Annotated in this window: 9 protein-coding genes; 5 read left to right on the top strand and 4 right to left on the bottom strand. The window is 59.7% G+C overall.

Annotated elements, in window-relative coordinates; genetic code table 11:
- Positions 1 to 15: 15 nt before the first annotated feature.
- From AVAK2825_RS12575 to AVAK2825_RS12560, 4 genes are all read left to right on the top strand, one after another.
- The gene (locus tag AVAK2825_RS12575) at positions 16 to 1,104 is read left to right on the top strand and encodes a tartrate dehydrogenase (RefSeq protein WP_284398919.1); all 1,089 of its coding nucleotides are present in this window, start codon (positions 16 to 18) and stop codon (positions 1,102 to 1,104) included.
- Positions 1,105 to 1,221: 117 nt separating this feature from the next.
- A complete protein-coding gene (locus AVAK2825_RS12570; protein WP_284398915.1) occupies positions 1,222 to 2,691 on the top strand; it encodes an NAD-dependent succinate-semialdehyde dehydrogenase in 1,470 nt (489 codons plus the stop codon).
- Between the two features lie 260 nt (positions 2,692 to 2,951).
- Positions 2,952 to 8,540: a DUF3320 domain-containing protein gene (locus AVAK2825_RS12565; protein ID WP_284398912.1), complete on the top strand. Its 5,589-nt coding sequence runs from the start codon at positions 2,952 to 2,954 to the stop codon at positions 8,538 to 8,540.
- Positions 8,541 to 8,570: 30 nt separating this feature from the next.
- Positions 8,571 to 9,062, top strand: a complete 492-nt coding sequence (locus AVAK2825_RS12560) for an AraC family transcriptional regulator (protein ID WP_284398909.1) — start codon at positions 8,571 to 8,573, stop codon at positions 9,060 to 9,062.
- A 341-nt stretch (positions 9,063 to 9,403) separates the two neighbouring features.
- On the opposite strand, the gene AVAK2825_RS12555 is transcribed toward AVAK2825_RS12560, so the two are convergent.
- The 3 genes from AVAK2825_RS12555 to AVAK2825_RS12545 are packed head-to-tail and all read right to left on the bottom strand — an operon-like array spanning position 9,404 to position 12,925.
- The gene (locus tag AVAK2825_RS12555) at positions 9,404 to 10,717 is read right to left on the bottom strand and encodes an aminotransferase class V-fold PLP-dependent enzyme (protein ID WP_284398907.1); all 1,314 of its coding nucleotides are present in this window, start codon (positions 10,715 to 10,717) and stop codon (positions 9,404 to 9,406) included.
- A 31-nt stretch (positions 10,718 to 10,748) separates the two neighbouring features.
- Positions 10,749 to 11,915, bottom strand: coding sequence for a trans-sulfuration enzyme family protein (locus AVAK2825_RS12550; protein WP_284398904.1), 1,167 nt, complete (start codon positions 11,913 to 11,915; stop codon positions 10,749 to 10,751).
- 26 nt (positions 11,916 to 11,941) lie between these two features.
- Positions 11,942 to 12,925: a tripartite tricarboxylate transporter substrate-binding protein gene (locus AVAK2825_RS12545; protein ID WP_284398901.1), complete on the bottom strand. Its 984-nt coding sequence runs from the start codon at positions 12,923 to 12,925 to the stop codon at positions 11,942 to 11,944.
- A 158-nt stretch (positions 12,926 to 13,083) separates the two neighbouring features.
- Here AVAK2825_RS12545 and AVAK2825_RS12540 point away from each other — a divergent pair, with 158 nt between their 5' ends.
- Positions 13,084 to 13,989 carry a LysR substrate-binding domain-containing protein gene (locus AVAK2825_RS12540; RefSeq protein WP_284398898.1) on the top strand — a complete coding sequence of 302 codons (906 nt, stop codon included), beginning with the start codon at positions 13,084 to 13,086 and terminating at the stop codon, positions 13,987 to 13,989.
- Between the two features lie 164 nt (positions 13,990 to 14,153).
- Here AVAK2825_RS12540 and AVAK2825_RS12535 read toward each other — a convergent pair whose 3' ends face one another.
- Positions 14,154 to 14,576 carry a putative quinol monooxygenase gene (locus tag AVAK2825_RS12535; protein ID WP_284398895.1) on the bottom strand — a complete coding sequence of 141 codons (423 nt, stop codon included), beginning with the start codon at positions 14,574 to 14,576 and terminating at the stop codon, positions 14,154 to 14,156.
- Between the last annotated feature and the right edge of the window lie 9 nt (positions 14,577 to 14,585).

Below are 14,585 nucleotides of genomic sequence, written 5' to 3'. Positions count from 1 at the left end.
TACCGGAGACACCCCATGCACCCCATCTTCCGCATCGCCGTGATTCCCGGCGACGGCATCGGCAAGGAAGTCATGCCCGAAGGCCTGCGGGCCATCCAGACCGCGGCCGAGCGCTTCGGCTTCGAACTGGAATGCCGCACCATCGACTGGGCCAGCTGTGACTACTACGCCGCCCACGGAAAAATGATGCCCGACGACTGGAAGGCCCAGCTCGCCGGCGTGGACGCCATCTTCTTCGGCGCCGTCGGCTGGCCCGCCACCGTGCCCGACCATGTGTCCCTGTGGGGCTCGTTGCTCAAGTTCCGCCGCGAGTTCGACCAGTACATCAACCTGCGCCCCGTGCGCCTCTTCGAAGGCGTACCGTGCCCCCTGGCCGGCAGGAAGCCCGGCGACATCGACTACTTCGTCGTGCGCGAGAACACCGAGGGCGAATACACGTCCCTGGGCGGCATCATGTACGAGGGCACCGACCGCGAGATCGTCATCCAGGAATCGGTCTACTCGCGCCACGGCGCCAATCGCCTCTTGAAGTTCGCCTTCGACCTGGCGCAGAGCCGCGCCAAAAAGCACGTGACCCTCGCCACCAAGAGCAACGGCATCGCCATCAGCATGCCCTGGTGGGACGCCCGCGCCGACGACATCGCCAAGGCCTACCCCGAGGTCACCCTGGACAAGCAGCACATCGACATCCTCACCGCGCGCTTCGTGCTGCAGCCCGGGCGCTTCGACGTGGTGGCGGCCACCAACCTGTTCGGCGACATCCTCTCCGACCTGGGGCCTGCCACCACCGGCACCATCGGCCTGGCGCCTTCGGCCAACCTGAACCCCGAGCGCACCTTCCCCAGCCTGTTCGAGCCCGTGCACGGCTCGGCGCCGGACATCTACGGCCAAAACATCGCCAACCCCATCGCCATGATCTGGTCGGGCGCGCTGATGCTGGACTTCTTGACGCAAGGCCAGGGCGCGGGACGGCAGGCGCACGATGCCATCGTGGCGGCGATCGAGGAGGTCATCAAGACCGGGCCGAAGACGCCGGATTTGGGGGGCACGGCCAACACCACCCAGGTGGGCGAGGCCATCGCAGCGTGCATCGCCAGGCGCTAGCCCATCGGCCCCACCATTCTTTTTGCTATTGAATTTATAGCACGATGCCCTAGTGTTATTTGCACTGGAGCCCGATTTCATTCAAACCCCTTTTCTGCTTCCTTCCTGGTCCTTGCCATGCCCCTGACCCTCACCCGCCCCGACCTGATCCGCAGCGCCAACTTCATCGCCGGCCAGTGGCACCCCGGCCCCGGCGCGCTGCTGCCCGTGACCGACCCGGCCACCGGCACCGTGATCACCGAAGTGCCCGACTCCGGCGCCCCCGAGGCCCGGGCCGCGCTGGAAGCCGCCCATGCCGCCTTCCCCGCCTGGCGCCAGGTGCCCGCCAAGCAGCGCGCGGCCATCATCAAGCGCTGGAACGATCTGGTGCTGGCCCACCAGGACGACCTGGGCGCCCTGATCTCCCTGGAGCAGGGCAAGCCCCTGGCCGAAGGCAAGGGCGAGGTGGCCTATGCCGCCAGCTACATCGAATGGTTCGGCGAACAGGCCACGCGCATGAACGGCGAGGTCATCCCCGCCCCCGTGCCCGGCCGGCGCATGTTCGCCCTGAAGGAGCCCGTGGGCGTGGTGGCCGCCATCACCCCGTGGAACTTTCCCGCCGCGATGATCGCCCGCAAGATCGCCCCGGCCCTGGCCGCCGGCTGCACGGTGGTCTGCAAGCCGGCCGAAGACACGCCCCTCACGTCGCTGGCCCTGGTGCTGCTGGCCCACGAGGCCGGGGTGCCGCCGGGCGTGCTGAACATCGTCACCGCCTCGCGCGAGAAGACGCCCGAGGTGGTGGACGTGTGGCTCGATGACCCGCGCGTGCGCAAGATCACCTTCACCGGTTCCACGCCCGTGGGCAAGCACCTGGCGCGCCGCAGCGCCGACACGCTCAAGAAGCTCTCGCTGGAGCTGGGCGGCAACGCGCCCTTCATCGTGTTCGAGGATGCCGACGTGGACGCGGCGGTGGACGGCTTCATGGCCGCCAAGTTCAGAAACGGCGGCCAGACCTGCGTGTGCCCCAACCGGGTGTTCGTGCACACGAAGGTGCATGCCGAGTTCGCGCAGAAGCTCACCGCCCGCGTGGCGGCCCTCAAAGTCGGGCCGGCCAGCGACCCCGCCTCGCAGATCGGGCCGATGATCAACGCCCGGGCGGTGGAGAAGATCGAGCGGCACGTGCAGGACGCGGTGGCCAAGGGCGCCAAGGTGCTCACGGGTGGACAACGCCTGACCGAGCTGGGCGCGACCTACTACGCCCCCACGGTGCTGGAGAACGCCGATGCGACCATGGCCTGCGCCTGCGAGGAGACGTTCGGGCCGGTGGCGCCGCTCACGCGCTTTGACAACGAAGAAGAAGTGATCGCCGCCGCCAACGACACGCCGTTCGGGCTGGCCGCGTACTTCTACAGCCAGAACGTGCGCCGCATCTGGCGCGTGGCGGAGGCCCTGGAGACGGGGATCGTGGGGATCAACGAAGGGGCGCTGGCGGCGGAGGCGGCGCCGTTCGGGGGCGTGAAGGAGTCGGGCTACGGGCGCGAGGGATCCACGCAGGGGCTGGAGGATTACCTGCACACGAAGTATGTGTGCCAGGGCGGGCTGGGCTGACGGGGATATCCGGGCACTTCGCATCTGTCGGCGATTTATGTAAGGCCTACGAAAGGAACCCTGTTCATCCAGCATCAAAGGTCAGAGGGCTGAGTCCAACGTGGCCTTCCGCAAAAACTGGCTTTCTTCGTGCATAGAGATACCTGTGGAAATCGACAGTTTGTCGATAGGGTCATATGTTGCAAAATGTTTGCAGACCCGTACGACTGCCTTCTTTGGTTTGATCGCGCGCGGCGTACCCAAAACCAAAGGAGAGGTTAATGGCAGAGGAAGAAATTTCGACTTTTCAAGCTGGATTGACGATCGAAGAAAAGCTTGAGCGAGCTCGAATGGAATTGTTGGATCTGTCGGCGCGAAATCGACTTCTGAACATTCCGCGCTCAAAAACAGCCAAACATATCGAAATAGTCGATGAACTTTCAGAGCATGTTTATCGATTGCTGGTGCAAGACTCAAAAGCCTTTACCTTTGTGCCAGGTCGCTTGTCTAAAAAAGTCGATGCCATCGCAGAAGGCGAAGAAGAGCGTGGGGATGATGTTGATGAGATTCCCTTGTCCCAGCTCGCCCAGCCGGACGAAGAAACGGTACACCCCTCTGGTCTCAACGCAAGGCATGTAGACACAAAACTGCAGACCCGTTTGTCCGCTAAGGGGTTGCAAACGCGTCTGTTGGACCTCTATCACGACGCTCGGACGCTTGAGGAAGAACAAGGGGTCAACATCCTCTTCCTGGCGCTGGGGACGCTTAAGTGGATAGATCCCATCAATAAAGAGAACGTTCGGTACGCCCCGCTGGTTCTGGTACCTGTGGAACTGGAGCGTGGAACTGCTGGTGAGCGATTTCGACTTAAAGCGCGTGCAGAGGATCAGACTGCTAATTTGTCGCTTGAAGCCTATCTCGACCGAATTCACAAGCTGAAGCTTCCAGAGTTCGAAGGTGGAGACGATTTCGACGTTGCCACTTATATGGGCGCTGTAGCTACAGCAATCGCGACAAAGCCGGATTGGTCTGTCCAACGAGACGAAATCGTTCTGGGGTTCTTTTCATTCGCAAAGTTTTTGATGTACCGGGATTTGGACCCTAGTAACTGGCCTGAAGAAGTACGTCTCACGAATCAGCCAATCGTGCGGTCGCTGTTTGGAGAGGGATTTCCGGCTTCAGAACGCTTGATCGGCGAAGAGGTTTCTATTGATCAGCACATTCCTCCGAAGGAGATGATGCACATCGTCGATAGCGACAGCTCACAAGCACTAGCCATACATGATGTTCGCCAGGGTAGGAATTTGGTGATCCAGGGACCTCCAGGGACTGGCAAATCGCAAACCATCGCTAACGTCATCGCCTCTGCCATTGCAGACGGAAAAACCGTTCTATTTGTTGCTGAAAAAATGGCAGCGCTTGAAGTCGTAAAAAGGCGGTTGGATCAAGCTGGGGTCGGGGATGCGTGCCTTGAATTACACAGCCACAAGGCGAACAAACGCGCTGTCCTAGAAGAGCTTCGCCGCACCTGGGATCTCGGGTCTCCAAAAGGGAGTTTTCCGGATGCTTTGGTGGCCAGCCTGACAGAACTTCGAGATCTTTTGAATGGTCATGCGGAGCGTTTACATCTCGCTCACGGAAAGTCCGGATTCACGCCCTACCAGGTCATCGGACACTTGGTTCGACTTCGTGCCCAGGGCCAGCCTCCAACTGCAATTCTGTTGGAGGGAAGTCGAAAATGGACGGCAGATGATTTGGGTAAGAAATTGGCTCTGCTCGGTGATTTGCTGGAGCGTTTGAACGAGATTGGCATCCCTGATGAACATCCTTGGCGAGGCGTAGGCCTAGAGTCCATCTTGCCAACAGAACTGGATCGGTTGTTGCCGCTCCTGCAAAATTTGTCGTCGGTCCTCACGGAATGGAGCGATGAACTGGCGGCGTTAGCGGAACGTTTTGAACAGCCAGTTCCGCGCTCATTCCTCCAAGACGTATCGGCCCTGAACCATCTTGCTCAGACCGTAGCCGCAGCTCCTTCGCTAAGTTCCCATGCGCTGGCATCAACAGCATGGGAGCAGCCAGATCAAATCGCTAATCTACTTAGGGCAGGAGTACAACTGCGATACAAGCAAAACGATATGCAAGCTTGGCTGCAACCTGCTGCGATAGAAGTGCCGTGTAATGGACTTGTACAAGAGCTGGAGAATCTTCCCAATCAATTTGATCGATCAGGATTTGCTGCTGCCAGAGAATTGCATGTTTTGCTTCCGAAGCTTCAAAGCGAAGCACAGCGGCTTGCGAAGGACTTGGGCACTAAAGGGGGAACAGGCACCCTAGCAGAGATAACCCGTCTGACGATGACGGGTGAGCGTGTCGCACTGGCGCCGGACGCTTGTCCTGAAGCATTTGTTGCGACGATTTGGGAGCAAGGGGTTGAACAAGCGGCAGAGTTGGTACAAGCGGTTGCATCTTTGGCATCCGCGCGAGCATCGTTGACCAAAAAGGTGCTCGATGCTGCTTGGGAGATCGACCTCGCTGCAGCTCGCCAAACTCTTGCAACCCAAACTGGTGTATTCCGATTTGTGAGTGGAGATTGGCGTAAGGCCAAAGCACTGGTGAGATCACTCGTCCGCGATCCCAATCAGCCTATACCAGCCCTCATCACATTGCTCGACGAATTAGCGCAAGCAAAAACCGCGGTAGCGAAGGTGCAAGCAGGAGAATCCTTTGGTCGTTCTGCCTTTGGTACCGATTGGAACGGAGAGCGTAGCCAAGCAGCATCGTTACTGGCCTTGGTAGAGTGGATGCGGACTTTACGTGGGTTAGGCGCTGAGCCGAGAATTCTTGCGAGTCAGATGGCAGATCGATCAGGCGTCAAAATCCGTTCGGAGTTAGTCCGGCAGCTGATTGAGCAGGTCAAGAAGCACTTGTCTGCTTTGTGGGACGAATTGGGAGACAAGACGCCAGCTTTGTTTGCAAATGAGGTTTCTGCGGATCGCGTGCCTCTCTCGGACTGGCAGGTGAGGGTTGGAGTCATTGTGTCCGTTGATGATTTGCTGAACCGGTTGATGCTTGCTCGTCCTGCTTCTAATGAGGCCGTGAAGTTGCATGTGGAGCAGATTCAGGAATTACAAGTCATCGCGCATGTTGTTGATAGCTCGGCGGAGTTGGGGAATGCAGCGTTTGCAGAAGCCTACAAAGGGCGCACATCCGCTTGGGAAGTCTTGCAAACATCATTCGATTGGTTAGTGGCTCATCCAACGCAACGGCTGCACGCCGCGCGGATTCACGACCGAATCGAAGTTGCAAAATTGGCGGCGAAAGCTAACGAAACAGCGAATTCTTTACACACTCGTTTGATTGAGGTCGCAGGACTCTTCAAAGCAGATCCTGCAAATCTTTTTCAAGCCAGGGAAGGAGATGACTTCCTGATTGATGCTGCCAGAGAGACTTTTGAGTCTTGGCTGATTAATGCCGAGCAATTGTCGAAGTGGGTTGCCTATCGGCATCAGGCCCGTAAGGCGTCCGAGTCAGGAATGGCACAGCTAGTTGCTGATTTGGCCAGCGGGCAATTGTCCAATGCTAGTGCTCGTTCCACATTGGAGATGGCTTACTACGAAGATCAATTGAGGGAGGTTACGGAATTAAATCCTGATATTGCCCGCTTCGACGGCGCACTTCATTCCAGAGATGTAGATCGTTTTGCCGAACTAGACCGCTCCAGAATCAAGGCGGCTTGTGTCGAGGTCGCCCACGCGCACCATCGCAGAATTCCTTCGAGAGAGGGTGGGGCAGGACCGGTAGGCGTGCTGAGAGGCGAAATGGCCAAGCGTCGTGGTCACATGCCTATTCGCCAGTTGATGCAGCGGGCAGGACCTGCGATTCAGGCCCTCAAGCCGGTGATGATGATGAGCCCTCTTTCAGTCGCTCAGTTCCTAGTTCCTGGCAAGCAGACCTTTGACTTGTTGGTCATGGATGAAGCCAGCCAAATTCAGCCAGTAGATGCGATCGGCGCAATCGCACGTGCAAAGCAAGTGGTCGTTGTGGGCGATGAGCGGCAACTTCCCCCCACTAAATTTTTCTCCAAGATGACCGACGGGGAAACGGAGGACGATGACGAAACTACGCAAGTTACTGACATCGAGAGCATTCTTGGACTTTTTGTAGCGCGGGGACTTTCGCAGCGCATGCTTCGTTGGCACTATCGGAGCAGACATCAATCGCTTATCGCAGTTTCCAATAGTCAGTTCTACGAGAACAAGCTATTCATTGTTCCCAGCCCTTACACAAGCGAGGCGGGAATGGGGTTGCAGTTCCGCTTTGTCCCGGATGGCGTATTTGATTCCGGAGGAACGGGAACAAATACTGTGGAGGCCAAGGCGGTCGCCAAAGCCATTCTTCAGCATGCGATTGACTACCCCGGTCTGTCTTTGGGCGTTGCCACGTTCTCAGTAGCTCAACGGCGTGTCATTCAAGATGAACTTGAACTACTGCGCCGGCTGAACCCTGCTGCAGAGAGTTTTTTCTATGCACATCCCAGCGAGCCTTTTTTCGTTAAGAACCTTGAAAATGTTCAAGGGGATGAGCGCGACGTAATCATGATCTCCGTCGGCTACGCTAAAAATGCTCAAGGGTACATGGCGATGCGATTTGGCCCTCTCGGCTCAGATGGTGGCGAGCGCCGGTTGAATGTTTTGATCAGTCGAGCTAAACGACGCTGCGAAGTCTTCTCTTCAATTACAGACGAGGACATTGATATCGAGCGAGCGAAAGGTAAGGGTGTTTTCGCATTCAAACTCTTCCTGCATTACGCGCGGACTGGCCGTATTTCGATGGCTCAAGCGTCAAATCGAGCGCTAGAAAGCGTGTTTGAAGAACAAGTTGCTGAAGCTCTGCAGCGTGCAGGTTATCAAGTGCACCCGCAGGTAGGCATTGCCGGATTTTTCATTGATCTCGCCATTGCAGACCCAGAAAGGCCCGGCCGCTATCTCATGGGCATTGAGTGTGACGGCGCCGCTTATCACTCTGCGCGTTCCGCGAGGGATAGAGATCGTCTACGACAGGCTGTGCTTGAAGATCATGGCTGGATCATTCATCGCATTTGGAGTACTGACTGGTTTCAGCGTCCTAAAGAGCAATTGGAGCGGACCATTGCCGCGGTCGAAGCGGCAAAAAGAGCACTTGATGAACGCTCGGAAAATCCTTTGATGTCTCACCGGGCCGTTCCGGTAGAGATCATCACAGTAGATCGAGGGGACGTTTCCGAAGTCGGACTCGTTGATGTATCAGACGGCCAAGAGTCGCGAGACTTGTATGTGGAATCCAAGCCGGATCGGCACATTGAATACGAGCTTCACGAAACACCGATTGGATTTATGGCAGATCTGGTCGCGAAAGTTGTGGAGGTTGAGTCGCCTCTTCACTTCGATGAGCTAGTTGTTCGACTTCGAGGAGCGTGGGGGCTACAAAGAGCCGGGGCCAGGATTGAGGCCGCAGTAGCCCGTGCTGTTGACGTCGCACATGAGCGGAAATCTATCGCTCGTTCTGGACAATTCCTGAAGCACCCATCGCGCACGCCTGTGCTGAGAGACCGCCAGTTAGTTCAGTCAGCAGGTTTGCGAAAGGCAGAAATGATTTCCTCGGAGGAAATAGCAGCAGGTGTTCTTGATCTGGTGCGTGAGAATCTAGGCGCTACCGATGATGAGATCGCCATCGGAGTTGCTCGCGGACTGGGGTTTAGGAACACTAGTCTGCCGTTGAAGAATGCTGTCAACGCAGTGGTCTCAGACCTTCTGGTAAATAACTTTTTGCGTCGTGACAACTCCATGATTGTGATTGGTAACGACTCAGCACGCGGGCACGTCACCTCTTAAGGATGGGTAGTAAGAGTTCGGTGGAGAGGTGTGCTGTTGGAGTTGGACACTGCCGTGATCACAGATCTGGTCATGGGCTCGCCGGAGTGTCATGCGCTCGTCAGTTCGCCCGGCACGGGCGATGAGGATCTGCGCGATGCCGTGCGCCGGCTGGTGCGGCTGCTGGACCGGCCCGAGTCGCTCGCGGTGCTCAAAGCGGGCTTGGTCCGGGAGATCCACCATTGGTTGCTGCGGGGCCGTCAGGGCGCTGTGATCCGCCACCTGGGCTTGCCAGACAGCCACGCGCGCCGCATCGCGCGCGCGGTGGCAATCCTGCGTGCCGAGCCCGCGCGGCCGGTGCGTATCGAGCAACTGGCAGCGGCGGCCGGCATGGGCCGCTCGGCGTTTCACCTGCACTTTCGGGCCATCACTTCGCTGTCGCCGCTGCAGTTCCAAAAAGCGCTGCGGTTGATGGAGGCGCGGCGGCTGATCCTGTCGCAAGGCAAAAGCGTGAGCCCGGTCGTTTTCGAAGTGGGGTATTAAAGTGCCTCGCAGTTCAGCCGCGAGTACGCCCGAATGCACGGGCAGCCGCCCACCCGGGAGAAGCGGCAGGCGTTCGACCTGTGGATGCGGTGAACGCCGTGGACGTGGCCAGACGCCAGCCCATCGGCTCCGTGTTCTATTGCTGTTAAAAATGTAGCGGTATGCCCTAGTGCTGATTGCGCTGGGCCCCGATTTTATTCAAACCCCATTTGCTGACCGAGCGCCATCAAATTGAACAATCTCAGCCCGTTTCAATTCGAGGATCGGCAGCGCTCAAAGGGCGAGGCAAAGCGGCCGAAAAACTGGGGGAAGCCCAGTTCAGAAAGTGGCACGCCCCCAACTTAAGCCAGCAGATTTCGCTCCGCCTGAATGGCTGCTACCAAGCGGTCCAGCTCTTCGGTGGTGTTGAACAGCGATGGGGTCACCCGCATCACAGGCCCGGAGGCCAACCCTGACTTCGCGACCACCAGAACGCCGTGCTTTGAGATGAAGCGCTCTTGGACCTTGCGCGCCTGCTCCATGGTGCGCAGGCCCGCCAAGCGAAATGCGCTGATCGCGCCATGGTTGTCGCGCTCCTGCGGCAGCATGAGTTCGACGCCAGGCACATCCCGCGCCCTGCTGACCCAGTAATCGCGCAGGGCACGCAAGTGAGCGAACTTGCGTTCCAGGCCGATGCGCTCTTGCACGGCCAAGGCTTTGGGAATGCTGAGCCGGGCTGCCACGTCCACGGTGCCTGTCGGAATGCGCGAGCGCAGGTCCTCCGCTTTGTAGATCTTGTTGCCCAGCCACGGCTGGATGTCTGCCTGTCTTTCCTTCTTGATGTAGATGGCGCCGGTACCTAGCGGCGCGGCCACCCATTTGTGCAGCGAAAAACCGACGAAATCCGCGCCATAGGTCTTTACATCGAAGGGCATATGGCCCACAGCCTGGGCACTGTCCAGAATGACATCGACGCCCCGCGCTTTGGCCATGGCCACGATCTCGGCGACGGGTGGCACAAGGCCATTGCGGTTGGAGACATGGGTCAGCAGCAGCAACTTGGCGCGCGGTGTGTTGCGCAAGATGCTGTCATAGGCTTGCAGCACATTGGCGCGGGTGTGGGGCTCAGGCAGGTTGAAGCGCACGACCTTGGCGCCCCGGCTTTGCTCCAGATAGTCCATGGCGTACTGCATTTCGTCATAGTCGGTGTCGGCATAGATCACCGCGTCGCCCGCGCTGAGTGGCCGGTAGTTGACGATGAGTGAATACAGGGCCTCCGTCCCCCCGCCGCACAGCGTGACCTCGTCCTGTGTGGCGCCGATGAGGTGGGCCACGGCTGCGCGCGACTTGTTGAGTTCGGGATCGCGCGGAATGCCTTGTACCGCGCTGCGCAGGAACGTGGAGTTGTACCGGTTCACCCACATCGAACGCTCGAAGTAATGGGCTTGAACCTCGCGGGTCATGGCCCCGTAGTACGCCGCGTCCAGGTTGATCACCGTGCGGTCCACGTCGTAGAGCCCGGCCAGTTCCATTTGCAGTGCGCTGGAGCCTGCGGCGGCAGACATCGAAGTGGCGCCAGTGCCTGTCGTGGCAGGCGTCGTTGCGTATGCAGTGCCTATGGCCGCCGCCAGTGAGCTGGCGGTGGCGTAGCGGAAAAAGTGGCGTCGTTCAATCATGGATGGCTCTTTTCTCTCTAGGGCTTGGAGGTCAGGACGGCAGTGCGCCAGCGGCATGCAGCGCTTGCTCAAGGTCTGCGATGAGCCTGCCCGAAGGCTCCAGCCCAATGGACAGTCGGACGATGCCCGCACTGAATGCGCAGTGCTTGCGTTTGCGTTGCTCTGTTTCGGGGTAGTACGCCGCCAGGCTGTGAACCCCGCCCCAACTGGCCCCGATCTGGAACACCCGCAGTGCCGAGAAGAACTGGTGAATGGCGGCATCGCCGTGGAAGTGCGGAACAAAAGACAGCACGCACCCACCACCGGTGAACGAAGCTGCCCAGCGCGTGTGGCTGCGGTCTCCGGGGCGCGGTGGAAAAAGGACTTCTGTGACGGCCTCATGGCCGGCGAGCGCCGAGGCCACGGCCAGCGCACTGGCGCACTGGTGGGAATAGCGCACTTCCAGGGTGTCCATGCCCCGCAGGGCGAGGAAACAGTCTTCGGCGCTCACCGCCTGCCCCAGAACGCTCTGCGTGGTCCGAAACGCCTCGTACAGCGATCGGCTGTCCGTTGCGATGGTGCCGAGGAGCAGATCGGAGTGGCCGCTCAAAAGTTTGGACGCAGCTTCCACCACGATGTCCACGCCCGCTGGAATGCCGCGAAACCCGAGGGGGGAGGCCCAGCTGTTGTCGAGCACCGTGCGCACGCCCGCTGTCCGGGCCACCTCCACGATGGCCGGAATGTCCTGCATCTCCATCGTGATGGAGCCTGGGGATTCGAGAAACACCAGCTTGGTTCGGGGGCGCAGCCAACTCGCCAGGTCCGCACCGGCCACGGGATCGAAGGTGTCGTGTTCTATGCCGAAGCGCTGCAGGTAGTCGCGGGCGAAGGTGCGCAGTGGACCATAGGCGGAGTCTGCGATGAGCACATGGTCTCCCGCCTCGAGCAGGGAAAGGGCGATCAAACACAGCGCCGCTTGCCCGGAAGGCACGGCGACACAATGGTGGGCTCCTTCCAGCGCCGCCACCCTTTCTTCCAGCGCGCGCGTGGTGGGGGTACCGGTGACGCCGTAGGTGTAGCCGTCGAACAGGCGGTCTTTGCGGGAAGTGAAATCTGCGACGGTGTCGAACAGGACGGTGGAGGCGCGCCAGACGGCGGGTGACAGGCTGCGAAACTGGTCGTTGGGCGCTTCGGGAGAAACGTGGGCTTGTGGGGTCATGCGGATGGCTCTTGCTGGCTGGCTGCTCATTCGGGCTTGATGCCCAGGCTGTTGACCACCTTGGCCCATTTGATGGCTTCGGCGCGGATGAAGGCCTGGGCCTCGTCGGGAGAGCAACTGCCCAGCTGGATGGCAAGGCTGGAAATGCGGGATTGCACCTGCTTGTCCGCCAGCGCAGTGGCCGTCGCCTTGTGCAGCGCGGTGATGATGGGCTTGGGCACTTTGGCCGGCGCCACCAACGCCCACCACTGTCCAAAGTCCATGGTGTTCAGCCCCAGCTCGCTGGCGGAGGGCACATTCGCAAGCTGTGGCACGCGCCGATTGCCCGTCACCATCAGGGGCACGATTTTTCCGGCACTGAACAGGCTGCTCGCGCTTGCCAAGGTGCAGAAGTGACCGCTCAAAACGCCCGCCGCCACATCGGTCAATGCGGGCGCCGAGCCTTTGTACGGAATCATCTGCAATTCCAGCTTGGCCTCTTTGGCGTACAGACCCGCCGCCAGATGGCTGATGCTGCCCGTGCCGCTGGTGGCGATGCTCAGAGGCTGCGCCGCCTTTTTCGCATCGGCCACGAATTTCTGGTGCTGCCCAGCCTGGTACTTCTGCGCGTCCACGAAAAGGACCAGGGGAGAGACTCCGAGCGTGGAGATCGCCGCCGCGTCGTTCATGATGTCGTAGGGCATCTTCTGATAAATCGACGGTGCAATCGCGTGCGCCAATTCGATGATGGCCAGTGTGTACCCGTCCGCCGCCGACTTCACCATCGCGTCCACACCCAGGCGGCCTGCAGCGCCGGGACGGTTGTCGATCACCACCGGTTTGCCCAGCCCATCGGCCATGTTCTGGCCGACTGCACGGGCCAGCACATCGGTGCTGCCGCCCGCGGACCAGGGCACGATCAGTTTGATGGGCCTATCGGGGTAGGGCGCCTGCGCCCACAGCGAAGCACCGGGCAGCAACATCACTGCGCTGGCAGTACCCCCCTTTTGCAACAACGATCTGCGATCCATGGCTGTGGTCCTTTCAATGTTGGTGGGGCCGACCCATCAGCACCAGCGGGCAGTGCGCGTGTTCCGTAGGCCGGCGAATGAGAGGACTTTAGAATCCAGATCGATAACAATCAATGATGCGACCGATGGGATCTATGCAAAAAGCTGATAGGTGGTGAATGAACTTTCGTCAGATCGAAGCCTTTCGCGCGGTGATGGTGACGGGCTCTGCGTCCCGCGCTGCAGACCTGCTGCAGATCAGCCAACCGGCCGTCAGCCGCAGCATTCTGGAGTTGGAGAAGACCACCGGGTTCGCGCTGTTCGACCGGGTTCGTGGTCGGCTGGTGCCCACCGCCGAAGGCCATCTCTTCTTTCGTGATGTGGAGACCACGTTCCAGGGCCTGGACAGACTGCGGATCAGCGCAGCGCGTATTCGGGACTTTGGGACGGGCGACATCCGCATTGCCAGCCTGGCGGCGATGGGATCGACCCTTGTGCCTCATGCGCTGCGCTTGTTTCGGCAAAAGCACCCGTCGATTGCCGTCACCTTGCAGGTGGCCAGCTCAGCCACCGTGCGCGACCTGGTGGTGAGCAGCCGTTTCGAGGTCGGTCTGGCTGCTGACGAAATCGATGTTGCGGGACTGGAGCACCAGTTGTTCGCCACGCCCAAAGCAGTCTGCGCCATGCCCGAGGGGCACAGGCTGTGCGCGCGCAAGGTGGTCAAGCCGGAGGACCTTCACGAGGAGGCCTTCATCGCGCTCTCGCCGGAGGACACTGTGCGCAGAAAACTGACGCAAATTCTGGAGGCAAGCGACGTCAGGCCCAAGGTGGTGGCAGAGACCCCCAATTCATCCACCGTGTGTGCGCTGGCGATGGAAGGGCTGGGCGTGGGGCTGGTCAACCCCTACGCCACAGACGGTTATGCGGCCCGGGGCGTGGTGTTTCGCCCATTCTCGGCAGCGCTGCACTTTCGAACCTTGCTGATCTTTCGGCCGGATCTTCCCAAGTCACGCATCGTGCGTGAATTGGCGGCTTGTCTGCTGAGTGCGCGCAACGCCAAAGCAGATCGGGGAACTGCCGATTGATATGAAATGCGTCCACGTTTGCACCCAGGAGGAAAGTCGGCAGCGAGTGGTAGCTGAGGTCTGAGTTGAATGATCGGTTCGTACGGAGGCAGACCTCCGCGTTTGCTGAACAGATGACCCCAACCAGCCTTTTTGCCTTATTTGACAGTCAGCCTCACGGCTTTTTACTCATCCCGGCAATGAGAAAAGTAATCCTTGCTCATCAACACATCCACGCGATGCACCTGGGCCGCCTCGGCAAGGATCGCATTCATCCGCGCAACGTCGCGAAAGATATCGCCCCCTCCGCCATCGACATGCGCCTGCCGCCCCGCCAGATCCGGAAACGCTTCGAAGATCGCAAAACGTCTTTCCGAAAACCGAACGGCGAACCACGGACCCGTGGCAGGTTCGGCCTCGACGCAGGCCCGGATGTCCCGCAGCATCTGCACCACCGCCTCCTCCTGGCCGGGGCGGGCTTCGATCTCGATGAAGAAGGCCTTGCGGCCCCCGGCGCCTTGTTCTCCCAGCACCTGCACACCCCGGTGCGGTGCGCGGGCAGGTTCGGCGGCGGGCGGGTTCTCTTGCGGGGGCGATAGCGGAGTCATGGGTGCCTT

Origin of the sequence: Acidovorax sp. SUPP2825, assembly GCF_030158995.1 — a bacterium.
In the GTDB taxonomy this organism is placed as follows: domain Bacteria; phylum Pseudomonadota; class Gammaproteobacteria; order Burkholderiales; family Burkholderiaceae_C; genus Paracidovorax.
Note: the sequence above shows the minus strand (reverse complement) of the source record. Positions and strands in the feature narration are given on the sequence as shown.

Excerpts from the sequence above, each read along its gene's own strand:
- AVAK2825_RS12535 (WP_284398895.1), bottom strand. The coding sequence starts at position 14,576 with ATGACTCCGCTATCGCCCCCGCAAGAGAACCCGCCCGCCGCCGAACCT.
- AVAK2825_RS12545 (WP_284398901.1), bottom strand. The coding sequence starts at position 12,925 with ATGGATCGCAGATCGTTGTTGCAAAAGGGGGGTACTGCCAGCGCAGTG.
- AVAK2825_RS12540 (WP_284398898.1), top strand. The coding sequence starts at position 13,084 with ATGAACTTTCGTCAGATCGAAGCCTTTCGCGCGGTGATGGTGACGGGC.
- AVAK2825_RS12550 (WP_284398904.1), bottom strand. The coding sequence starts at position 11,915 with ATGACCCCACAAGCCCACGTTTCTCCCGAAGCGCCCAACGACCAGTTT.
- AVAK2825_RS12555 (WP_284398907.1), bottom strand. The coding sequence starts at position 10,717 with ATGATTGAACGACGCCACTTTTTCCGCTACGCCACCGCCAGCTCACTG.
- AVAK2825_RS12565 (WP_284398912.1), top strand. The coding sequence starts at position 2,952 with ATGGCAGAGGAAGAAATTTCGACTTTTCAAGCTGGATTGACGATCGAA.
- AVAK2825_RS12575 (WP_284398919.1), top strand. The coding sequence starts at position 16 with ATGCACCCCATCTTCCGCATCGCCGTGATTCCCGGCGACGGCATCGGC.
- AVAK2825_RS12570 (WP_284398915.1), top strand. The coding sequence starts at position 1,222 with ATGCCCCTGACCCTCACCCGCCCCGACCTGATCCGCAGCGCCAACTTC.